The sequence below is a fragment of the Mesonia hippocampi genome (genome assembly GCF_014197445.1).
Lineage (GTDB): Bacteria > Bacteroidota > Bacteroidia > Flavobacteriales > Flavobacteriaceae > Mesonia > Mesonia hippocampi.
In genome coordinates, this window is the sequence record NZ_JACIFO010000007.1 from 37,349 (window position 1) to 60,158 (window position 22,810).

The following is a 22,810-nucleotide window of genomic DNA, read 5'->3' on the forward strand; positions in this document are numbered from 1 at the left end:
TTTTCTATGATTAATAAAATCATTGATTTTTCAATCAATAACAAATTCATTATTGGTTTGCTTACGCTTACCATAATTGGAGCAGGTATTTGGAGTATGACCAAAGTGCCAATAGATGCTGTTCCAGACATTACCAATAACCAAGTACAGGTTATTACACAAGCACCCAATTTAGGTACAGAAGATATTGAACAATTTGTAACCTATCCTATTGAGGTGGCAATGAGCAACCTTCCCGATGTACAGGAAATTAGGTCTATTTCTCGTTTTGGTTTATCTGTGGTTACTATAGTTTTTGACGATGATATGGGAACCTATCTACCTCGTCAATTAGTAGCAGAAAAACTAAACGATGTTAAAGAACAAATACCGAGTGGTTTTGGCGAGCCAACTATGGGACCTATTTCAACAGGATTGGGAGAAATTTATCAATACACACTTAAAGTAAAACCAGAGTATAAAGACAAATATTCGGTTACTGATTTGCGCACAATGCAAGATTGGATTGTACAGCGTCAAATGGCTATGGTAGAAGGTGTAGTTGAGGTAAACGCTATAGGTGGAAAAATTAAGCAATACGAAGTAGCTGTAGACCCAAACGAATTAAAAGCTATTGGTTTAACAATTACCGATGTTTTTGAAGCTCTTGAAGCTAACAATCAAAATACAGGTGGAGCATATATTGAAAAGAACCATCAAGCCAATTTTATTCGTGGAGAAGGTTTGGTGCGTAGTTTAGAGGATATTAAAAAGATTACGGTTAAAAACACAAACAATATTCCAATTACCGTTGGCGACATTGCTACGGTACAATTTGGTGCTGCTATTCGCTATGGAGCTTTAACCCAAGATGGAGAAGGCGAAGTAGTTGGTGGTTTGGTTATGATGCTTAAAGGCGCTAATTCAAACGATGTAATTGAGAATGTAAAAGTGCGAATGGCTCAAATTGAAGAGTCATTACCTGAAGGTGTAATTATTGAACCCTTATTAGACCGAAGTAAATTAATTGGAGAAACAACTTCTACTGTAACCACAAATCTTATTGAAGGTGCATTGATAGTTATTTTTGTGCTTATCTTCTTATTAGGTAATTGGCGAGGTGGTTTAATCGTTGCTTCAACAATACCATTATCCTTATTATTCGCTTTTATTTTAATGAACGTGTTCGATGTTTGGGTAAACTTAATGAGTTTGGGAGCAATAGATTTCGGTATTATAGTTGACGGCGCTGTAATTATTGTAGAAAGTACAGTATTTCTCATTGCATCACAAGTACTAAAAAAGAAACAGCTTACATCCAAAGAGCGAGATAAAGTGGCGTCTAATGCTTCAAAAAAGATGATGAACGCTGCGTTTTTCGGTCAGTTGATTATCCTTATCGTTTTTCTACCCATTTTAGCCTTACAAGGTATTGAAGGAAAGATGTTTAAACCAATGGCATTGACCTTTATTTTTGCTATGATTGGTGCAATGGTACTGTGTTTAACCTATGTGCCAATGATGTCTGCTTTAGTGTTAAGAGCACCAAAAAATGATAAAAAATCTTATGGAGATAGATTTGTACATTGGGTTGAAGACAAATATCAACCTTTATTGGTTAGAGCCTTGCGAAAAGGTAAATGGGTAATTGGTATTGCAGTTGTGTTGTTTGGGATAACTGTTTTTATGTTTTCAAGAATGGGTGGTGAATTTATCCCGCAACTCGATGAAGGTGATATTGCATTTCACGCTATTTTAAAACCAGGTAGCTCACTTACAGAAACTATTGAAACTACGACCAAAATAGAACAAATAGTAAAAGCCAAATTTCCAGAAGTCGAAAAAATTGTGAGTCGTATTGGTGTTGCTGAAATACCAACCGACCCAATGCCAATGGATTTAGCTGATGTTTTTGTTATTCTGAAACCTAAAAGCGAATGGACAACAGCAGAGACAAAAGATGAATTGATTGAGAAAATGAAAGAAGCGGTTGAAATCGTTCCTGGTGTTAATTATGAATTTACTCAACCTATCGAAATGCGTTTTAATGAGTTGCTTGAAGGTGTGCGTGAAGATATTGCCATTAAACTCTATGGTGAAGACATTGACATACTATCCCAAAAAGCTGAAGAAATATCTAAAATTATTGCAGGTACTGAAGGTATTGGAGATATGAAAGCGGAAGCCACAACGGGTTTACCACAAATGACCATCAATTACAACCGGAATAAATTAGCACAATACGGACTTCAAATAAATACGCTCAATCAAACCGTACAATCTGCATTTGCAGGTGGTACAGCAGGTGTGATTTTTGAAGGTGAAAAACGCTTCGATTTAGTGGTGCGTTTAAGTTCTCAAAACCGAAAGGATATAACAGATGTTCAAAACCTGTACATCAATTTACCTTCAGGTGCTCAAATTCCTTTACGTGAAATTGCAGATGTAAGCTACAAAGCAGGACCAATGCAAATAAGTAGAGACAATACCAACAGAAGAACCTATGTAGGTATCAATGTCAGAGGTCGAGATGTAAAATCTTTAGTAACTGAAATAAAATCAAAATTAGATGCACAATTGGAACTACCATCGGGTTATTTTATTCGCTATGGTGGTGCATTTGAAAATCTGGAACGTGCCAGCAACCGATTACAAACCGTTGTGCCTATTGCATTGTTACTCATATTTATTCTAATATACTTTGCATTAAAATCTTTACCACAAACCTTAATGATTTACATAGCCATTCCAATGGCAACCATTGGTGGTGTTGTAGCCTTATGGTTGCGTGATATGCCATTTAGTATTTCAGCAGGTGTTGGTTTTATTGTGTTGTTTGGCGTTGCAGTTTTAAATGGATTGGTAATGATAAGTGGACTTAACGAATTAAAAGACGAAGGAGTAACCAACCTAAAAGACAGAATTGTTGAAGGCACTAAACGAAGAATCAGACCTATTATGCTAACTGCTTTTACAGATGTGTTAGGCTTTCTACCAATGGCGATTTCATCATCAGCAGGTGCAGAAGTACAACGTCCATTGGCAACTGTAGTTATTGGTGGATTATTAACTTCAACTTTGCTAACACTATTTGTGTTACCTATTTTATACCATTGGGTAGAAAATAAATCTTTTACGTTTAAGCCAAATAAAAAGTTAGTAACAGCAACAGCAGTTGTATTATTACTGTTTGGCTTTTCACCACAAAGTAACGCTCAAGAGTTGAATGATACAATTCCCGAAATTTCATTACAGGAAGCTGTTAAACTCGCAAAAAGTAATTATCCATTGCTCAAACAAAAGCAGTTGGAAATTACAAAACAAGAGCAATTAAAAGCGACTGCCTATGATTTCGGAACGACTCAAATTTTTACAGGTGGTGAAGAAATTAATAGTGGTAATGGCATCTATACAACCATAGGTGTTGGTCAATCCAACATTGATTTATTTGGAATTGGTACAAAAAAGAAGCTGCAAGAACAACGCATTCAATTGGCACAAAAAGCCTTTCAACTTTCCGAATTAGAACTGGAATTGGAAGTAAAAAAAGCGTGGTCAAAATGCTATCAAATGAAACGGAACTATAACTTGTATAAAGAACTGGATTCCATTTATTCCAAATTTGAACAAGCAGTAGCTTTAAATTATGAAGTCGAAGCCATTTCTAAATTAGAATATTCGGCAGCAAAAAATCAAGCGTTTCAAATTAAAAATAAAAAAGCGCAAGCCTATAGTGATTACCTTATTGCCTTACAGCAATTCAATTTGTGGTTGGTATCAGAAGAAATTTTTACAGTTTCAGATGAATTTGAGGTAGCGATAGATAGTGATATGGAAACGATTAGTATTGAAAACCATCCGTTGTACGGTATGTCGCAGAACATTGTAGATGAAGCGGAAGCTAAATATAAAGCTGCAAAAGCAGATAATTTGCCAAAGTTCAATCTTCAAGGTGGTATACAGAAAGTAAATGGCAATTCAGGGTTTTACACGTATCAAGCAGGTATTTCCATTCCGTTTTTATCAGGTACTAACAAAGCACAAATTAGAAGTTCCAAAATTGATAAAGAAATAGCAGAAACCAATGTAGCGTTCAAAAAACAGGAAGTACAATCAAGGTTTGTTCAGGCTAAAGAAAACTATATAAAATGGAAAACATCTTGGGAGTTTTACAAAGACCAAGTTTTACCATTAACAAAAGAGCAAAAAACAGGTGCATTACTGGCGTACAGAGAAGGCGAAATAGATTATACTGCATTTACGCAGTTGATAAAAGAAGCCATTCAATCGGAACTTGAAGCACAGACTGCATTAGTAAACTATTTAGAAAGCACATTTCAATTACAATATTTTAATCAATAAGACAATGAAAAATAAAATATATAAATTCCTTACCGTAATGGTGTTAACCATTTTTGTTTCAGCTTGCGGAAATAAAGAAAATCATAACGAGAATGATGGTCATTCCCACGATGAGGAAGAAAAAACAGAAGTTGACGAAGAACATAATGAAAGCGAAGAAGTAATGCTATCACAACAGCAATTCGATGCTTTAAAAATGAAAATAGATACGTTGGCATTACGTAATATGAGCGGCTATGTAGAGGCAAACGGAACGTTAGAAGTACTACCACAAAACGAAGCAGCTATTACTACTGTTGTTGGTGCAAATGTCGTTTCAATTGAAGTGATTGAAGGTGATAAGGTTAATAAAGGTCAAGTTGTGGCTTATCTATCGCACCCAAATATCATACAAGCGCAAACGGATTATTTAAACGCTTATAGCAATAGCGAGCTTGCAAAGAAAAATTATGAACGTCAACAAAAATTATACGATGCTGGTGTTGGTTCTGGTGCTAATTTCCAGAAAGCAGAAGCAGAATATCAAGCATCAAAAGCAATGGTTAATGGTTTAGAAGCGCAATTAAGAATACTCAACGTTAACACTACATCAGTTCGCAATGGAACAATTGCACAGCGCATAGCATTGCGAAGTCCAATAGAAGGCTTTGTGCAAAAAGTTGAAGTAAAAACAGGTCAATATGTAGAGCCACAAACCGAATTATTTGAAATTGTAAATACGCATCACGTTCACGCCGATTTTATGGTCTTTGAAAAAGATGTCCATAAAGTACAGAAGGGTCAAAGAGTAAACTTTACGGTACAATCTATACCAGATACAGAACTTACCGCAGAAATCTATTCCGTAAGCATAACCTTTGAGGACAACCCAAAAGCAGTTCACGTTCACGCAGAAATAGAAAACAAAAAAGGTAATTTAATTCCTGGTATGTATATTCAAGGTAAAATTCAAGTAGATAATACCCAAACAAAAGCTTTACCAGAAAGTGCAATTATAAAAGAAGGCGAAAGATATTATGTGTTTTCAGTAGAAAAAGAAAATGACGATTGGAGCTTTAAACCTATCGAAGTTGTGTTAGGTACTAAAGATGGTGATTGGGTATCGGTTCAATTTATTGAAGATATAGAAAGTAACACACAATTTGCCTATAACAATGCTTATTACCTTAACGCAGAAATGAAAAAAGGAGAAGCAGAACACGAACATTAATTATGCAGACAATAGAACAATTATTAGAGTCAAAACAAATTCGTATTACAGCAATGCGTTTGCTTATATATAAGTTTCTTGCAGAAAAAGAAATAGCAGTAACATTAAGTGACATTGAAAATGCTTTTGAAAAAGCAGATAGAACTACCTTATACAGAACTATTAAAACATTTGAAGATAAAGGAATAGTCCATCAAATAGACGATGGCACAGGGATAACAAAATATGCGTTATGCGAAGAGGGATGTAATTGTGATATTAAAAACGATTTGCATTTACATTTTCATTGTAATAATTGCAATGAAACCATTTGCTTAACAGAACATAAAATACCTCAAATAAAAGTGCCAAATGGTTTTGTGTCAGAGAATGTAAATTTGGTGGTAAAAGGTATTTGCGATAAGTGTAGTGTCTAATTATTGCACTTCCATTGCACTGTTTTTAATTGCATTTTTGTAATCAAAGAATTAAGTAATTATGAAAAGTAAATTAGCGATAACAAGTTTGCTTACAGCAATTACAGCTTCATTATGTTGTATAGCCCCAGTTTTGGCTCTAATCGCGGGAACAAGTGGATTTGCTTCAACTTTTTCTTGGATAGAACCATTTAGACCTTACTTAATAGGGCTAACAATAGTAGTTCTTCTATTTGCTTGGTATCAAAAACTAAAACCAGAAAAAGAAATAGACTGTGAATGTGAAACGGATGAAAAACCAAAATTTATGCAGTCAAAAACCTTTTTAGGTGTTGTAACAGTATTCGCAATAGTGTTGTTGGCTTTCCCATACTACTCAAGTATGTTTTATCCCAATTCAGAGAAACAAATTGTTGTCGTTGATAAATCAAATATAAAAACAACAGAGTATAAAATAAGTGGAATGACTTGTGCCAGTTGTGAAGCTCACGTAAACCACGAAGTAAATAAACTTAACGGAATTGTAAACTCAAAAACATCATACGAAAATGGTAACGCAATCATTGAGTATGATAAAACTAAAACAAATGAAGCGGAAATTGAGAAAGCAATTAACGCAACAGGTTATAAAGTAACTGATAAAAAAGAAAATTAATGAAAACCATATTAAAATCGGAAATCACTTGCCCTAACTGCGGACATAAAAAAGAAGAAGATATGCCAACAAATGCTTGTCAATTCTTTTACGAGTGCGAGAATTGTAAAACGGTACTAAAACCAAACGAAGGTGATTGTTGTGTGTATTGTTCTTATGGTACAGTTCCTTGTCCACCAATTCAACAAAACAAAAGTTGTTGCTAAAACAAAACTAAATGAAAAAAAAGAAAGTCAATTTAAGAGATTTAAAACCAAATTCAGAAGTGCAACACACGCATAATGATGGTCATAATCACGGTAATGGAAGTGCATTCAAAACCTACGTGCCTGCAATAATAAGTTTTACAATGCTTATCATTGGTATAGGTTTAGATTATTTTGATGTTTCATTCTTTAAGGATTGGATTCGTATTGCTTGGTATGGTATTGCATATCTTCCTGTAGGGTTTCCTGTTGTAAAAGAGGGTTGGATTAGTATTAAAAAAGGTGATGTTTTTACAGAGTTCTTTTTAATGTCTATAGCAACCATTGGTGCATTTGTTATTGGTGAATATCCCGAAGGTGTTGCAGTAATGCTATTTTATGCAGTAGGCGAATTATTTCAAAGTGCTGCTGTAAATCGTGCAAAAGGAAATATAAAAGCATTATTAGATGTTAGACCTAAAGAAGCCAATGTATTTCGTGAGGGAGATTATAAAAGTGTTTCGCCTGAAGTTGTCAATATTGGAGAGAAAATTCAAATTCGTGTAGGTGAAAAAATTCCATTGGATGGCATTTTATTATCCGAAAAAGCATCTTTAAATACAGCTGCGTTAACAGGAGAAAGCAAACCAGATTCCATTCAAAAAGAAGCAAAGGTTTACGCGGGTAGTATTAATTTGGAAAGCGTTATTGAAGTTGAGGTAACCAATAAGTTTGAAGACAGTTCTATTGCGAGAATATTAGACTTGGTTCAAAATGCAACAGCACGTAAATCTAAAACAGAATTATTCATCAGACAGTTTGCTCGTATCTACACACCAATTGTAGTGTTTTTAGCTATTGGTGTTACTTTTATACCTTACTTTTTTGTAGATGATTATGTGTTTAGAGATTGGTTATACAGAGCATTAATTTTCTTGGTAATATCTTGTCCTTGTGCGTTAGTGATTTCAATTCCATTAGGATATTTCGGTGGATTGGGAGCAGCTTCAAAAAATGGAATCTTATTTAAAGGTGCTTCATTTTTAGATGCAATGACCAAGATAAATACTTTGGTAATGGACAAAACAGGAACCGTAACTAAAGGTGTTTTTAAAATCAAAGAAGTAAAAGCAATTGATTGGAAAGAAACCGAATTTATGCAATATTTAATGGCGATGGAAGAACAATCCACGCATCCAATTGCTAAAGCAATTTTAGAGTATAAATCAGAAGGAGAAGATTTTGAAGCTCAAGACGTTTCTGAAATTGCAGGTAAAGGATTAAAAGGAATTGTAAATGGTAAAACAGTTTTAGTAGGAAATAAAGCCTTAATGACTGCGAATAATATAAATGTTCCAACGGAAACGGAATCTATTGTAGAATCGATAGTATTAGTTGCAATCGATAATCAATTTGCAGGTTATGTAGTCATAGCAGATGAATTAAAGGAAGATGCAAAAGAAACAATTACAGCATTACACAAAGTAGGCATTAAAAATATTATGATGCTTTCTGGTGATAAAGATTCCATTACTCAACAAGTCGCTAAAGAACTAAATATTGAAAATGCTAAAGGTGGTTTATTACCAGAAGATAAGTTAAACGAAGTTGAAATTTTAAAAAAGAATCCTGAAAATAAAGTAGCATTTATAGGGGATGGTATAAACGATGCGCCTGTTTTAGCAGCAAGTAACGTTGGAATTGCAATGGGTGGTTTGGGTAGTGATGTAGCTATTGAAACAGCAGACGTTATCATTCAAACCGACCAACCTTCAAAAGTAGTTAGAGCCATTAAAATAAGTCGTTCCACACGAAAAATCGTTTGGCAAAATATTATTTTGGCATTTGGTGTCAAAGTCATTGTCTTAATTTTAGGAGCAGGTGGTTTAGCTACAATGTGGGAAGCAGTATTTGCAGATGTAGGCGTAGCATTATTAGCAATATTAAATGCTGTTAGATTACAACGAATGAGTTGGTAGTTTTCCCCACAACCCAAAACCCAGTTTTTTCGTACCTCAAAATCCTCTGTCTTTTGTTTTGTTCCGCTATCCACCGCACTTGTAGTTTTTGGTTGCCAACCCTCACACAGCACATTGCTTATTTTATTTGCTATTATATTTTAAAAGTAGTACAATAAAAAAGCAAAGAGCTGTTGCCATCCCTCACACCAAAAACTACCCCAAGCTATGTTTACATAACGGGTAGTTATAGGAGCAAAAATCCTTTCAACGGTTGCCTACGGCGTTTTTTTATATTTTCGTGCCTATAACTGTCATTATGTAAAATATCCACACAGCCAACGCTCACATCCGCACATATAAACACATTTTGAACAAGTATTAAACAGTAGTAAATTTAAAAGGTTGAATTAGTTTAGTATTATATTCGTTATCTCATTCAAGCTGCACAAAACCATCGTTAAGTCCAAGTATTCCTTACCTCAAGTCTTTGTTTGTTTCATTTCGTTAACAAATATAAAAGTCCACTTTTCCCCACCACCCAAGTCAGCGGTTTTAAAAAAATAGGTTTAGAGTATGTAGTACTATGCCATAGCATATTGCTTTTTATCGTGCCTCAAAAAAACAAAAAGCTATTGCCTAAAAGTCCTGTATAAGTAGCTTGTTTAAATGCTGTTTTATCAAACAACTATTTAAAACGCTACCCATACAAACGCTTCATCCCACGCTCAAATTGAAAACAACCTATTTTTTTAAGAGTTTATGCCCCAAAAAGTGAATTAAGTTGAACAAAAAAAATAATAAAAAAAGGTAGCAAATATATGTGGCTTCCTTCTGCCAACGCGCAAGGCTATAAAGGTCAAGCCCTACGGGTTTTGAATAAAACTTTTTTCAAAAGCATTTTTCACAATCATTAAACAATTAATCTCAAAAAACTTTTATCCAAAAACCTTGACAGCCTTATCCACGCCACAAGAGCATTAGGCTTTCTTTTTTTATTGTTTTTCTTTTAAAAAATTAATGGTGCGAAGCGTAGCGAAGCAATTTTAAATTGGATAGCTATGTCAACTTTTGAACTAAAAACACACCAAATCGGAAGAACTTACTCAAACCCTCATTTTTTTATCCTAAACAAAGGGCAAAACAGCGGAAAGCCTTTAATAAATCCTTGTCCTAATTGTTTTGTGGTATCTACATCAACCGAAGAAGAAAAACAAACCCTTTACCATTTATCAATGATGTTGCAAATAGGCGGTTTTTATGCTTATTATTTAAAAGGGAGTGTTATTCCGTTTATCTCAATAGATGATTGCCGAAACACCTTAAAAAACAGTTACACCTCGTTGTTAAATGATGAATTTGAGTTACAAAAGCATATTAATATAGTGTCAGCAATTTGTAAAAAAGAAGCTCAACTTCAAAAAGTAATTTCAAAAATGGCAGATTTAAAATTGTCATACATACAAAATCTATTTTCTAAAAAGCAAAATCGGGCAACAAAGGGCAACAAAAACCAAATCAATCTATTAGCATAGTATTTGCCATATATTACTTGTGTTGGTTAAAGACCGTACCAAGTCCGTACCAACTTCGAACAAGTATTAATTTTAAATTTTATATACAATGGGTGTTATTTCACAAGGAATCCTGGGCGGTGTATCAGGTAAAGTAGGAAACGTAGTTGGTGCTTCTTGGAAAGGTATTGACTATTTGAGAATCAAACCCTCAAGCGTGGCAAATCCACGTACAGAGGGGCAAGTTAACCAAAGAAACAAGTTTACTGTTACTTTGGAGTATCTTCAACCGAATTTAGGCTTTATCCAAAAGGGATATAAGTCTTATGCGGTGCAAAAAACAGAGTTTAATGCTGCAATGTCTTATGTATTGAATAATGCTATTACAGGAGCTGCACCAAACTTTACTGTAGATTATGCTTTAGCTTTATTAAGTAGAGGTAACTTATCAGGAGCATTAAACCCTGCAACAGATTTAGCAACTGCGGGACAAGTAGAATTTACTTGGGATGATAACTCTGCTGAAGGTAATGCAAATGCAACTGATAAAGCAATGATTTTGGTTTACAATCCAAGTAAAAAGGAATCAATGTATATTCTTGATGGTGCTGATAGAACTGTAGGATCTCAAATCATTACAATTCCAAGTACCTATGCAGGTGATACAGTCGAGCTTTTTATGGCATTTATTACTGCTGAAGGTAATACAGTGTCAAACAGCGTTTATTTAGGCTCTGGAACAGCTAATTAACGGTTGATGTTTTTATGTATGAAACCACTCTTTATGAGTGGTTTTTTTATGCTATATTCGTAATTGAATTTATTAATAATTGTCTTTAATTTATCCTTTTTAGGTGTTTTTTGTATCCTATTTGTTGCCCAAATGCTCTAACCCCAATAAATATAAGGTAAATTACATATTGTATCGGGAAGTAAATAAAACAATAATGTATAGGCGAAATTATGTTACACATAGTCACACTATATCATAAAATGTCTCACTATTACAAAATATTGTTCTCATAAGTGTAACTCAAGACACACTAACAAATAAAAGATTTGTGAGCTAAAAAAAGTAAGTGTAAAAAAACTTTTAACTAAGGGTTATAGGTTTTATGTAATATTCTTGTTTTAACATAAAAAGTTATATATTTTTGATAGTGAGGTTCTAACAATAATCGACATACCCGTTAGGGCGTTGTGTGCAAGTTGAGCGATGAAACGGAATATTTGGTAATAATAAAAATTAATTAAAATGGTATTTGGTGCAGGACATGTTCAGGATATGAATAATCGGATGAAACAAAACCGAGCGCAACGTCCATCAAATCGACCAAAGTTTAAAGAGAATAATCGTGATGGAATTTATTCAACTAACAAGAAAACAGAACGATCGAATTTTAAAACTGTACCTGAAAATGAACTGACAGAAATAAAAAAAAGGATTCGTAAACGTGCTGAAAAGGAACAAAGAAAAGAACGATTAATTTTCGGAGTTTTTATTGTTTTCGGATTGATTTCAGTAATTGGAATTCTAATCTGGTTGAAATAAAAACCTGCGTAAAACACCAGTAGCCAGTACATAAGCCCACAGTTTTGTATTGTAAGTATCTGTTTTTTTAGAAAGTCTACAAAAACGGGGGCTTACTAAAATTAAAGAGCCTTTTTAACAAAATTAATCTGGCTGCTCTAAAATAAATAGGTCATTTCTATAAATTGATGTTCTGCTATTATTTAGTTTGTATGAAATAATTCTTTCTCCATAATCTTTATAAAGACTAGGGTTGATTTCTCCTTTAAAAAGGAGCTCTCCATTTTTGTTATAGGTTTTTATGCGTACACTATTATTTTCTCTACTTAACTGTGAATAGGCTTCTGACCTGTACCTGCTATCGGCTTTTATCCAAACGGTACCATGGGTTAATTTGCCTTCTGAAAAAACAGCAGTATCTAAGGGTTTATTGTTTTTATACTGAATTACTTTACCATGTAACCGGTGGTCTACTTCATTGTAGGTAAGTAAGGTATTTCCTTGCAAATCGTAAATGCTTGTACTCGTTTTATCTTCCGATGTATAAAGGGTTATGGTTTTATTCTTCGTTGTTGTTCTTGTTTCCTTTATAAGCGCACCGTCTTTATATATTTTTTCACGGTCATAAAAAACGATTTTTCCTTCAAAAGGATTCCCGTTTTTGTATAAAAGTCGGGAAATTTCTTTTCCGTTTTTATCGTAATAAATAGCGTACCCATCTTCTTTACCATTTTTATAATTTTCTTCTTTTTCGATTTTACCATTTTTGTAATATGTAAATGTGCCTTGTTTTTTATCGTTAGCGTACTGTCCTTTTTCTTGTAAGGTTTCTTCATCGTACCTAAACTTTCGGTAAGTTCCTTCTTTTACGCCATTTATAAAGTTCATTTCTTCTCTACTTTTAAAATCGTATAGAGTTCCAGTAGGCTTTTGGTTGGTATAAGTGGCTTGTGCTATCAAAACTCCTTTTGGGGAATAAAATTTCGCAGAGGAGTTGATGTCAATGTTTTCCCGTAATATATAGTTATAGGCTCTTGTGTCTCTGTTGTATACTTTTTGGTATCTTTTGCTTTTTATTAATTTATCATTATTAAATTCTGTAATGGATTTTACTTGATCCGACTCATAAAAATAAACGTATTCGGTTCCTGTTTTGGTAGAATAATTAAAAGAGCCTATTGTTTTTCCTGTTTTGTCATAAAAAGTAGCGGTTTCCTTTTTTTTATAGGAATTGGGTTTATAGGTTATTTCGGTTTTTTTGCCACCATCGATGTAGTAGGTAATGGTTTTTGATAAATCTCTATCCTGATATAACCTAGTCTCTTTGTAGATGTTGGTGCTTTCTATATAAGTATAAGTTGTTTCTTCGGTTAATTTTTCATTGCTGAAATGTTTTTTATCGGTGATTTTATTTTTGTAATTTTTTTTGAATAAAACACCTTCTATGGGTGTTGGCGAATAATAATCGGCTTCTAAAATCCCAGGGTTGTAATAGCCTGCTTTTAGTTTTACTTTTAATTTTCCTAATTCCTTGCCCGATAAATCAAAATACGTGATTTCTGAATTTTTTAAGTGCGAAAATATTACTGTAGTGTCAGCATAATAGGTTAAGGCTTCTTGTACTATGCCGTTTTTATAGGTAATGTCTTTTTTCTCTGCTCCCGAAGTCTCTATGGTACGTCCTTCAAGCTTATCGTTTATTTTTTCTAGGATGCCTATTTGTTTTCCTTGGTTGTTATAGCTTGTAACTTTAGTAGGTATTCCATTTGTGTATTCAGTTTCTTTAATTAATTTACCTTGTTTGTTGAATTCTTCAATATGGGTTAAGTAGCCTTTTTTATAAGTTTTTGTTTGTTTAATGGTAAAAGGCGTGCTGTAGGTAAATAAATAGTCTTTTCCTTCATAAGGGGTTTTATAGGTTGAATCTTCTTTGTAACGAAATTGTATAGTTCCTAGTTGATTACCTTGGTCGTTGTAAAAAGTTTCAGTAAGGGTGTTTTTATTAAAATGGTTTCGGGCAATTCCGTTGGAGTAGAAGTATTGTGTGAAAACGGGCCTAAAGTCTTTGTATTCTGTAATGGACTTTATTCGCATAGGCCTGTAGTAATAGGTAACCTTTTTTCCGTCAGAATATCCTTTATCATCATAAACAGATTCGCCTATTTTTTTTCCGTTTTCGCCGTAATAAATCTCTTTGTAGTTTGCGTTGTTTTTATAATATTCTTCGTAGCGGATACCTTTTCTATCTCCATCAAAGCGCATTAGTTTTGCTATTTCTCCTTCTTTATAAACAAGTTCTTCGGTTGCGGTAGTGGTTAGGTCTTCGTTTTGAATATAGTATATACGCTTTCCATTGCGTAAGGCAGCATCTTTGTAGTTAATTTCGTTTAGAGGGTAGCCCGCTTCATTATACCATATTGCTTGTAGTAAAGATATACTATCCTTATATTTCGAGAGCCCGCTCATTTGTAGGGTTCCGTTTATATAAAAATCTTTTACGCGGTATAGTTTTCCTTCTTTTTGTACGGGTATTCTGTAGAAATGAGCATTTTTTTTAGTGGTTTCTTTCCAATTTTTATCAAACCAAAGGCTATCTTTTTGGGCAGAGGATATGGTGAATAAAAAAATGGATATAGTAGTTAAAAAAAGCTTCATAAAATAGATGGGTATGTAAGTTTATATTTGACTGTAAAAGTAAGTATTTTTGAAACTACAGAAAAACCATTTTCCCGCTAATAAGCCTGTGTTTAGTTGAAATTTTGCTTTAATTAGATAGGTTTTAAGCGTATAATAATGTAAAGGTGCTTTGTGAATATATGAATTTTTTGTTAAAAATATCATACATTTACATTGGTTATTAATAGTTTTTACTTGAAGTGTAATGGTGTGACTTCTAGATGTTGTGAATTGCCTTATTATTGTTAAAGTTAGCATTTTAATACAAATTGTGATATCCGTTAGGACATTAACTTCAGGTAAAGCAATATGTTCGAACAATAGAAAATGGCTAAAACAGAACTCATTATTTTAAATTTTACAGAAATTAGAAAAAGAAGCATAAAACTTTGGCGTGCGCTTCCTAAAAGTTGTTATTACTGGAGACCTGATGAAAATGCGATGAGCGCGATAGAAATGATAAGACACGTATTGGCGGCTGATTATGGTTGGAATATAATTATTAACCAGGGCGATATGACAAATTATAAAAGCCCTTGGGAAAATAGACCATTTGTAAGTGTGAATGACGAAATTAAATTTGCAAAACCATACCGGGAAACATTCCTGCGAAACGTTAATCAATTATCTGATTTTCAGATAAGCGAAACAGAAATTATTCATCCAGGAAATGGGAAAAAGAAAAATCTAGGTGAATATCTACTGCGTATTGGATATCATGAATCTGTACATGCAGGACAATTTTTATCCTACTTAAGGGCAATGAAAATTGATAGGCCTGAAATATGGGATTAAAAAAACGTATACCGTTACACATTTCTAAGCTTTTCCAATAAAAAAAAATAACTTTGCCACTTTCTGTCACGATAAACCCCTGAATAAAAAAGAAATTATATGATTGTAAAATTGGAAAAATTTACAGAAGCAGACTTTGACAATTACTTCAAGTTAGTAAACAATGCGAAGGTGATGGAAATGATAACAGAAAGAGCAATTGAACGAGAGGAAGCAAAAAAAGATTTTGAAAACTTACTAGAGAATAATAAGCTTCAACATGATTTGGGTAACTTTAAAATTATAGAAGAAGAAACAGAAAAATTTCTAGGCTTAGCAAAACTAGAAATTAAAGAAGCTGATAGCCATGAGGCAGAACTTGGTTATATGATAATGCCTAACTATTGGGGAAAAGGAATTGCAAGTAAGGTAGGGCAAAAGCTAATTGAAACAGGAAAAAAACAAAACGCTATAAAGCGGATTTTTGCAATTATCGACCCTAAAAATATACCTTCGAGAAAAATCCTTATAAACAATGGATTTGTTTCAGAGCAGTTTAAAGATTTTGATGGTTTGCCAGGAGAAATCCTTGAATTGAAATTAACAAAACCTTGAGTTAGAATAAATGTTTTCTATAAATAAGACAAAAATTTCCATCCGTCCATCCATAACAGTCAATTCTTGTTGCGAGAACACTAGAGATTAGCTAAAAATAAAAATCTTTATAAAATCTTTATAACTCAATAATTAACTTTGAAAAAAATATGGATTTACTTAGCACAAGAAAATATAGTAAAAATAAACAATACCTAATAAGTGTTTTACTTATTACCGTTACGGCTATTCTATGCTTTTTTTCGGTAGATATTATAGGCTATAGAGCCGTTGCATTAATCCTACTTCTAGGTGTTTCTGTTAACGCGATACTCTTTGATATTTTCCCTGTAATGCTATCGGCACTGTTAAGTGCTTTAATCTGGAATTTCTTTTTTATACCTCCTATTTTTACGTTGCAAATAGAAACAGCAGAAGATGCATTGATGTTTCTTATGTACTTTGTAATTGCATTTATAAATGCTGTACTTACCTATAAAATTAGAAAATTTGAACGTAAAGAACGAGAACAACACGAAAAAGAAAAATCGATAAAATTATACAATACCATACTCAATTCACTTTCTCATGAATTAAGAACCCCCATTTCGACAATAATAGGAGCGATAGATACAATTAAAGACAACCAGATTAAGCTTTCTAAAACAAACAGAGATGAACTTTATACTGAAATTGAAACAGCAGGTTTTAGATTAAACAGGCAAGTAGAAAACCTGTTAAGTATGAGTAGGCTAGAAGCTGGGTTTATTCAGTCTAAAACCGATTGGTGCGATTTTAATGAACTCGTTTTTTCTGCCATAAAGCATAACAAAAATAATGCACAACATCACGAGATTATATTTGCTCCAAAGGAAAACTTTCCTTTAGTTAAAATAGATAGCGGTTTAACCGAGCAAATTCTCTTTAACCTTATACATAATGCACTTCAGCATACGCCCAAAAATACCAAGATTACAATCCAATTGGACTATAATCTAACCCATTGCTTTATAGAAGTATCCGATAACGGTACAGGCTTTCCAGAAAATGAGATTAAACATGTTTTTGATAAATTTTACCGTTTAAATAAAACCGCAACAGGAGGAACAGGTTTAGGGCTTTCTATCGTGAAAGGTTTTACAGAGGCAATGAATGGCAAAGTATTTTTAAATAACTTAAAAACAGGAGGAGCTAAATTCACTATTAAAATTCCATGTGAATTCTCTGAAAGCATAAACTTAAAAAATGAATAAAGCAGAAATTCTAATTATAGATGATGAACCCCAAATTAGAAAATTACTTCAAATAAATTTAGAAAGTAATCATTACAAGGTTGTACAAGCAAGTACAGGAAAAGAAGGGCTTGTTTTATCTGCTAATCATATCCCTAATTTAATTCTGTTAGACATAGGCCTACCAGATAAAAGTGGGCATGAAGTTTTAAAAGAATTACGCGAGTGGTATAACAACCCTATTATCATACTTTCGGTACAGGATAATGAATCCGATATTGTTGCTGCCTTAGATAATGGAGCTACCGATTATTTAACCAAACCATTTCGTACAGGAGAACTTTTAGCAAGAATTCGCTCAGCAATTCGAAGAAGCCAAAACACCGCAAACACCTCTGTTATTTCTTGCGGAGCTATTGAAATCGATTTGGTAGCCCGAATTGTAAAACGCAATAACGAAATTATAAAACTCACCTCTACAGAATACAACCTATTAGCCTTATTTGCTAAAAACGAAGGCAAAGTTCTTACCCATCAATACCTATTAAAAGAAATTTGGGGGTATAGCTATCAAACAGAAACACAGTATTTACGCGTTTTTGTGGGTACACTTCGTAAAAAAATAGAAGAGAACCCTAATAACCCACAACACATTATTACCGAAAGTGGCGTTGGTTATCGTTTTCAGTAATCTTTATAAAATCTTTACACATATCTACCAATCCTTGATTTTTTAATTATCACTTCTACCTGACTTTTGTATCATCAAAAATACAAGAAGATGAAATGGCATTTTTTCTATGATGAAAGTGAAGTTAAATCCTACAAATCTACTCAAGATTGGTATAAGGATATCAAATATTTAATTTCTCCAATAATTGTTATGGCAGCTTTAGGGCTGTTGTTTATTACGATTACCGATTTTTTTATCGCCAGGTCTTGTTCTAAATAAGGAGTTGCCAATAGTAAAGACAAAGGAAGTCCTAATGGTTAAGTTTTACAGCTTTTCAAGATTTTCTGGAAAGAAAATGTAAAGCAACTTCAGCATAGTGATGAGGTGATAAAAGAGCTAAACCCTATTGTAAATATCCAAATTTAAAACAGTATAACGGGAACAGCGAAGTAATTAGCTGCCTTAAATTAACTCCGTAACGCCATAAAAGCGTTCAAATTTACGTAGATAATAAAGCGAATAACGGCTGCTTTTCTAACCTTCAAGTGTGTTTAATAAACCCTAAGTAAAAAAATTAAAACAAATAAAACATTATAAACTAAACAATTTATGTACAAAACTTTTATAAAGCAAGTAGCTAGTTTGCAAATTATTTTAGGACTGGTAATGCTAGTGCCTTCTATTTTTGCAATTATTTATCAAGAATGGTATTCGCTGGTAGGTTTTTTAATCTCGGGAACATTTACCGTCCTGTTGGGGTGGTTGGTTCATAGGGTTTATAGAAATACAAAAGAGCCTCAAAAAAAACATTCGTTGGCAATAGCTGCCATAGGTTGGCTAATGATAGTAATTTTTGGGGCAATTCCTTATTTTGTTATTGCGCATATTACGCCCTTAGGGGTAATGCAGCAGTTTGTTCCTGAGGGGATGAAGTACACTTCGAGTTTATTAAATTTTAGAAACCCTTTACATTGCCTATTTGAGAGTACAAGTGCTTTTACTACAACGGGTTTAACAATGGCTTATAATGAACCTTCGGTAGGTAAGTCTATTTTGTTTTATAGGTCTTTCTCTCAATGGGTTGGAGGAGCTGGTTTTATTGTAATGGCCATAGCAATTTTTAGGCATGTACCAGGGCAAGGAGCAATTCAGCTTTATGGCTCGGAGGCTAGTGGTACTAAGCTAAGAACTAATGTTATAGAAACAGCGAGAGCCATCTGGAAAGTCTATTTTGTGGTTACACTCAGCATGTTTATTTATATAGCTGTTGGAACTTATTTTATATTACCAGAATACCCGTTGGCTGAAAATATTTTTGATGCTATTAATCATGCTATGGCAGGATTATCTACCGGAGGTTTTAGTACTTTAGATGATAGTATTGCAGGATATCAATCTGTAAAAATGGATATATTGTTCCTTTTACCAATGTTTTTAGGAGGTTTATCTATTCCGTTTTTTTACAGGTTTATTTTTCAACGGAAAATAGATGAAATATGGAAAGATGCTCAAACTAGAGCATTCATTATCGCTACTATAGTAGGCGGGGTGGTGTTATCTGTATTTTTAATGATTTCCAATACGGTAAATAACCCGTTTAGAGAAGGTGTATTTCAGTTTGTAAGTGCACTATCTACAACAGGATGGCAAACTTCTAATATTGGAGTATGGGACGATATATCTATGTTGTTTATAGTTGTTTTTGCTATGCTTATAGGCGGATCGGCAGGAGGTACTGTTGGTGGGATTAAAATTATTAGAGCATTATTACTTCAAAAAGGCTTAAAATGGCATATCAATAAAATTTTCTTATCTAAAAACACGGTAAAGTCTGTACGTGTTAACAATAAAATATTACTTCCAGAAGAAATGAACTCAGAACTTTCTAGGGCAGGGATTTTTGCACTTATCTATATACTATTTGTTTTTGTGTCTACCTTATTTACCCTGTATTTTATGCCGTCAGGTTTCACGTTAGCAGACGCTGTTTTTGAGTCGGCATCTGCACAAGGAACAGTAGGGTTAAGCTCAGGGATAACAACCCCCGATATGCACCCAATTCTAGAAGGTATTTATATTATACAAATGTGGGCTGGAAAACTAGAAATAATACCAATCCTAGTCTTATTAAGGGTAATGTTTTATGGAACAAAACCAAGAATTGTTTAACATTTAAAAATTATATTATGCATTTAATTATTATTGGTTCGGGACGAACCGGAAAACATGTTATCGAAGCGGCTGTAAAAGACAACCATGATGTTTTTGTGATTGATAAAAATAAAGAAACAACCGATTGGGTTGCCTCGCATTTTGACTGTATGGCTATCCACGCAGACGCCACGAGTATTGAAGCATTAAAAGAAGCGAATGCAGAAAAAGCAGACGCGATTATTGTAACCACCAACGATGATGCTGTAAACTCTTTAGTTATTTTGTTGGCCAAACAATTAGGTATTAATCAATTAGTGAGTGCGGTAAACAACGAAGAGCATCTATCTGTTTTTGAACAATTAGGAACAGATACCGTAGAAAGCCCTTACCGACTTAACGGAAGGTACCTTTACAGAGCCGTACAAGGCCCTAATGTAAACGAGTTTTTAGACCTAGGAGACGGTCACGAGTTATTGGAAATGCAAGTGGAACAAAACGCTAAAATTTCTAATAAATTAATTAAAGAACTAAATAAACAACGCGTATTACCTCCCGATTCTCGTATTATTTTAATTAAAAGAAACGAACAAATTATTGTTCCAGAAGGAGAAACAAAAATAGAGGTTAAGGACACTGTAGTTGTATTATCACAACGAAAAAAAGTATCAGAAATATCTAAACTTTTTGGATAAGAAATTAATATAAGCAATGAAACATTTTTGGAAAATATTTAGTGTAATAACATTGTCAAACTTACAGCTGTTAGCACAAGTAGATCGTATCTGGCAACAACAGCCCGAACTTAATATTTCAGGTTTTATGGATGTTTTCTACGTTTACGATTTTAATAGACCACAACATGCAGAAAGGCAATCTTTTTTGTTTAACCATAATAGGCATAACGAGTTTAATCTGAATTTAGCTTTGGTAAAATTAGATGTTAAGCATTCAAAATACCGAGCCAATTTAGCACTGCAAACAGGTACTTATGCGGGTGATAATTACACCGCAGAACCAGGGCTTTTAAAAAATGTTTTCGAGGCAAATATTGGTATTTCATTAAATAAGAAAAATAACCTTTGGTTAGATGCTGGTATTTTACCATCTCATATAGGGTTTGAAAGTGCTATTTCGATGAATAATTTAACGCTAACACGTTCTTTATTAGCAGAAAATTCACCTTATTTTTTAACAGGGGCAAAACTAACGTTTAGTCCAAATGATAAATGGGAAGTGGCAGGATTAATTGTAAACGGATGGCAACGCATTCAGAAATTGGAAGGAAACTCTTTAGTTTCTTTTGGAACACAAGTAAATTATAAACCAACTGAAAAAATTACGTTAAACTGGAGTACATTTATAGGTGCAGATACACCAGACCATATAAGGAAAATACGATATTTTAATAATTTGTACGGACAGTTTCAAGTGACCGAAAAACTTAACTTAATAACAGGTTTAGATATCGGAATAGAACAAAAAGCAAAAAAAAGCTCGAGTTATAACTATTGGCTAAGCCCAGTAATTATTGGACAGTACACGGTAAACAATACATGGAAAATGGCTGTTAGGGCAGAGTATTATCAAGATGAGAAAGGAGTAATAATTCCCACAGAAACAATAAATGGTTTTAAAACTACAGGCATCTCTTTCAATATAGATTACCTACCCAGTAAAAATATAAGCTGCCGATTTGAGGGGAGATGGCTTACGAGTAAAGATGATTTTTTTGAAACCGGAAACCGTACGTCGAAAAACAACTTTATTATAGGAACATCAATCGCTATAAAATTTTCTGAGTCATTAAGTAATTAGCAATAAACAATTGAACCTTGTTAGAAAAAATATTTTCTTAAACTAGTTTAAGTTTGTTGGCTTTTAACTTACCTATCTTTATTTCTCATTAAAAACATACAATATGAAATTGAATAAGATTATAGGAATACTATTTTTTACAGCATTTTTTTTAACCAGTTGTTCTTCCGAAAAAAAGAAGAACAACACCCAGAAAACGCAACTAGCGGTTACTGAAAACAAAATTGCAGAAGATAGTGTCACAGCCAGTTGTAGCCCAAGAATTTTAAAGAGAAATAAAAAAAATGGACTTATTCCACTTACCAAAAATCAATTGGAAAAGGTGGCCGATAATGCCAAAAAACTAGACGCCAATTTACCTGTAATTGGTTTATTGATGTATGACGATGTTTTAATAACCGAATTAACAGCGCCAATGGATGTGTTTACAAAACATTCAGAAAAAGGGGAGAAGTTATTTAATGTAATTACAATTGCAGAAACCTACGATTTTATTGTAGGGGAAGAAGGGTTAAAAATGTTTCCAGATTATACCATTAAAAATAGCCCAAAACTAGACGTTTTAATAGTGCCAAGTGCATACGATATGTCTAGGCAGGTAAAAAATAAAAACTTAGTAGATTTTATTAAGGCACAAAATAACAATACAGAATATACGGTAAGTAATTGTGCTGGAGCACACTTGATAGGTGAATCTGGGATTGCAGATGGTAGAAAAATTGTGACTTGGATCGGAGGAGGAGAAGACTTACAAAAAAACTACCCAAACTTAAAAGTTCAGGATGATGCGGTAATAGGTTATGTGGAAGATGGCAAATTTTTGTCGTCAAACGGAAATTTAGTTTCCTATATATCATCTTTAGAGTTATTAGAAAAAATGACAAGCGCAAAGCATCGAGAGCATGTAGAATCATATCTATTTCTCGACAGGCTTAAAAATTGGAAAAAATAAATTTTTATAAAACCTGATGCAAGATTATTGCTTCGAAAAATTATTCGTTTTGGGCGACAAGCTTTAGTGCCTTTCTAAGTGTATAAATTTTAAAATTAAACAAAAAAATATCGAGGGTTGCTACCCTCGA

The 22,810-nt window shown here is 33.4% G+C and carries 19 protein-coding genes; 18 read left to right on the forward strand and 1 reads right to left on the reverse strand.

Annotated features, from left to right (window positions below):
* Positions 1-6 precede the first annotated feature (6 nt).
* The 9 genes from GGR32_RS08900 (at position 7) to GGR32_RS08940 (ending at position 11,831) form a co-directional block, all read left to right on the forward strand.
* Complete coding sequence (locus tag GGR32_RS08900) at positions 7-4,341, forward strand: CusA/CzcA family heavy metal efflux RND transporter (protein ID WP_183477855.1); 4,335 nt, start codon at positions 7-9, stop codon at positions 4,339-4,341.
* A gap of 4 nt (positions 4,342-4,345) precedes the next feature.
* Positions 4,346-5,551 carry an efflux RND transporter periplasmic adaptor subunit gene (locus tag GGR32_RS08905; protein ID WP_183477856.1) on the forward strand — a complete coding sequence of 402 codons (1,206 nt, stop codon included), beginning with the start codon at positions 4,346-4,348 and terminating at the stop codon, positions 5,549-5,551.
* Positions 5,552-5,553: 2 nt separating this feature from the next.
* Positions 5,554-5,967, forward strand: coding sequence for a Fur family transcriptional regulator (locus GGR32_RS08910; RefSeq protein WP_036122963.1), 414 nt, complete (start codon positions 5,554-5,556; stop codon positions 5,965-5,967).
* A gap of 61 nt (positions 5,968-6,028) precedes the next feature.
* Positions 6,029-6,622, forward strand: a complete 594-nt coding sequence (merTP, locus tag GGR32_RS08915) for a mercuric transport protein MerTP (protein WP_036122966.1) — start codon at positions 6,029-6,031, stop codon at positions 6,620-6,622.
* Positions 6,622-6,828, forward strand: coding sequence for a GDCCVxC domain-containing (seleno)protein (locus tag GGR32_RS08920; RefSeq protein ID WP_084176750.1), 207 nt, complete (start codon positions 6,622-6,624; stop codon positions 6,826-6,828). The genes merTP and GGR32_RS08920 overlap by 1 nt, the downstream gene beginning before the upstream one ends.
* An 11-nt stretch (positions 6,829-6,839) precedes the next feature.
* Positions 6,840-8,786 (forward strand): heavy metal translocating P-type ATPase, encoded by a 1,947-nt coding sequence (locus GGR32_RS08925; protein WP_183477857.1) that lies wholly within the window; start codon positions 6,840-6,842, stop codon positions 8,784-8,786.
* 1,040 nt (positions 8,787-9,826) lie between these two features.
* Positions 9,827-10,300, forward strand: a complete 474-nt coding sequence (locus GGR32_RS08930) for a DUF6943 family protein (protein WP_183477858.1) — start codon at positions 9,827-9,829, stop codon at positions 10,298-10,300.
* Between the two features lie 88 nt (positions 10,301-10,388).
* A complete protein-coding gene (locus tag GGR32_RS08935; protein WP_183477859.1) occupies positions 10,389-11,030 on the forward strand; it encodes a DUF6266 family protein in 642 nt (213 codons plus the stop codon).
* 504 nt (positions 11,031-11,534) lie between these two features.
* The gene (locus GGR32_RS08940) at positions 11,535-11,831 is read left to right on the forward strand and encodes a hypothetical protein (protein WP_183477860.1); all 297 of its coding nucleotides are present in this window, start codon (positions 11,535-11,537) and stop codon (positions 11,829-11,831) included.
* A 123-nt stretch (positions 11,832-11,954) separates the two neighbouring features.
* Here the strand turns inward: GGR32_RS08940 and GGR32_RS08945 are convergent, their stop codons facing one another.
* Positions 11,955-14,465: a toxin-antitoxin system YwqK family antitoxin gene (locus GGR32_RS08945; protein WP_183477861.1), complete on the reverse strand. Its 2,511-nt coding sequence runs from the start codon at positions 14,463-14,465 to the stop codon at positions 11,955-11,957.
* 348 nt (positions 14,466-14,813) lie between these two features.
* On the opposite strand from GGR32_RS08945, the gene GGR32_RS08950 reads away from it, so the two are divergent.
* The 9 genes from GGR32_RS08950 to GGR32_RS08990 all read left to right on the forward strand — a co-directional run bounded on the left by GGR32_RS08950 (position 14,814) and on the right by GGR32_RS08990 (position 22,680).
* Positions 14,814-15,281, forward strand: coding sequence for a DinB family protein (locus GGR32_RS08950; RefSeq protein WP_183477862.1), 468 nt, complete (start codon positions 14,814-14,816; stop codon positions 15,279-15,281).
* 99 nt (positions 15,282-15,380) lie between these two features.
* Complete coding sequence (locus tag GGR32_RS08955) at positions 15,381-15,875, forward strand: GNAT family N-acetyltransferase (protein WP_183477863.1); 495 nt, start codon at positions 15,381-15,383, stop codon at positions 15,873-15,875.
* 149 nt (positions 15,876-16,024) lie between these two features.
* On the forward strand, positions 16,025-17,107 hold the full coding sequence (locus GGR32_RS08960) for a sensor histidine kinase (protein ID WP_183477864.1): 1,083 nt from the start codon (positions 16,025-16,027) through the stop codon (positions 17,105-17,107).
* Positions 17,100-17,777, forward strand: a complete 678-nt coding sequence (locus tag GGR32_RS08965) for a response regulator (protein ID WP_183477865.1) — start codon at positions 17,100-17,102, stop codon at positions 17,775-17,777. Before GGR32_RS08960 ends, GGR32_RS08965 begins: the two co-directional genes overlap by 8 nt.
* Positions 17,778-17,867: 90 nt before the next feature.
* A complete protein-coding gene (locus GGR32_RS08970; RefSeq protein WP_183477866.1) occupies positions 17,868-18,038 on the forward strand; it encodes a hypothetical protein in 171 nt (56 codons plus the stop codon).
* A 330-nt stretch (positions 18,039-18,368) separates the two neighbouring features.
* Positions 18,369-19,928, forward strand: coding sequence for a TrkH family potassium uptake protein (locus GGR32_RS08975; protein WP_221403713.1), 1,560 nt, complete (start codon positions 18,369-18,371; stop codon positions 19,926-19,928).
* 17 nt (positions 19,929-19,945) lie between these two features.
* Complete coding sequence (locus tag GGR32_RS08980) at positions 19,946-20,605, forward strand: potassium channel family protein (protein ID WP_183477867.1); 660 nt, start codon at positions 19,946-19,948, stop codon at positions 20,603-20,605.
* A 16-nt stretch (positions 20,606-20,621) separates the two neighbouring features.
* Entirely contained in the window at positions 20,622-21,728 is a 1,107-nt protein-coding gene (locus GGR32_RS08985) for a porin (RefSeq protein WP_183477868.1), read from the forward strand.
* A 103-nt stretch (positions 21,729-21,831) separates the two neighbouring features.
* Positions 21,832-22,680 (forward strand): DJ-1/PfpI family protein, encoded by an 849-nt coding sequence (locus GGR32_RS08990; RefSeq protein ID WP_183477869.1) that lies wholly within the window; start codon positions 21,832-21,834, stop codon positions 22,678-22,680.
* Positions 22,681-22,810: the final 130 nt, after the last annotated feature.

Bases quoted from the DNA above. Each gene is read 5' to 3' on its own strand.
- GGR32_RS08900 (WP_183477855.1), top strand. From the start codon at position 7: ATGATTAATAAAATCATTGATTTTTCAATCAATAACAAATTCATTATT.
- GGR32_RS08905 (WP_183477856.1), top strand. From the start codon at position 4,346: ATGAAAAATAAAATATATAAATTCCTTACCGTAATGGTGTTAACCATT.
- GGR32_RS08910 (WP_036122963.1), top strand. From the start codon at position 5,554: ATGCAGACAATAGAACAATTATTAGAGTCAAAACAAATTCGTATTACA.
- merTP (WP_036122966.1), top strand. From the start codon at position 6,029: ATGAAAAGTAAATTAGCGATAACAAGTTTGCTTACAGCAATTACAGCT.
- GGR32_RS08920 (WP_084176750.1), top strand. From the start codon at position 6,622: ATGAAAACCATATTAAAATCGGAAATCACTTGCCCTAACTGCGGACAT.
- GGR32_RS08925 (WP_183477857.1), top strand. From the start codon at position 6,840: ATGAAAAAAAAGAAAGTCAATTTAAGAGATTTAAAACCAAATTCAGAA.
- GGR32_RS08930 (WP_183477858.1), top strand. From the start codon at position 9,827: ATGTCAACTTTTGAACTAAAAACACACCAAATCGGAAGAACTTACTCA.
- GGR32_RS08935 (WP_183477859.1), top strand. From the start codon at position 10,389: ATGGGTGTTATTTCACAAGGAATCCTGGGCGGTGTATCAGGTAAAGTA.
- GGR32_RS08940 (WP_183477860.1), top strand. From the start codon at position 11,535: ATGGTATTTGGTGCAGGACATGTTCAGGATATGAATAATCGGATGAAA.
- GGR32_RS08945 (WP_183477861.1), bottom strand. From the start codon at position 14,465: ATGAAGCTTTTTTTAACTACTATATCCATTTTTTTATTCACCATATCC.
- GGR32_RS08950 (WP_183477862.1), top strand. From the start codon at position 14,814: ATGGCTAAAACAGAACTCATTATTTTAAATTTTACAGAAATTAGAAAA.
- GGR32_RS08955 (WP_183477863.1), top strand. From the start codon at position 15,381: ATGATTGTAAAATTGGAAAAATTTACAGAAGCAGACTTTGACAATTAC.
- GGR32_RS08960 (WP_183477864.1), top strand. From the start codon at position 16,025: ATGGATTTACTTAGCACAAGAAAATATAGTAAAAATAAACAATACCTA.
- GGR32_RS08965 (WP_183477865.1), top strand. From the start codon at position 17,100: ATGAATAAAGCAGAAATTCTAATTATAGATGATGAACCCCAAATTAGA.
- GGR32_RS08970 (WP_183477866.1), top strand. From the start codon at position 17,868: ATGAAATGGCATTTTTTCTATGATGAAAGTGAAGTTAAATCCTACAAA.
- GGR32_RS08975 (WP_221403713.1), top strand. From the start codon at position 18,369: ATGTACAAAACTTTTATAAAGCAAGTAGCTAGTTTGCAAATTATTTTA.
- GGR32_RS08980 (WP_183477867.1), top strand. From the start codon at position 19,946: ATGCATTTAATTATTATTGGTTCGGGACGAACCGGAAAACATGTTATC.
- GGR32_RS08985 (WP_183477868.1), top strand. From the start codon at position 20,622: ATGAAACATTTTTGGAAAATATTTAGTGTAATAACATTGTCAAACTTA.
- GGR32_RS08990 (WP_183477869.1), top strand. From the start codon at position 21,832: ATGAAATTGAATAAGATTATAGGAATACTATTTTTTACAGCATTTTTT.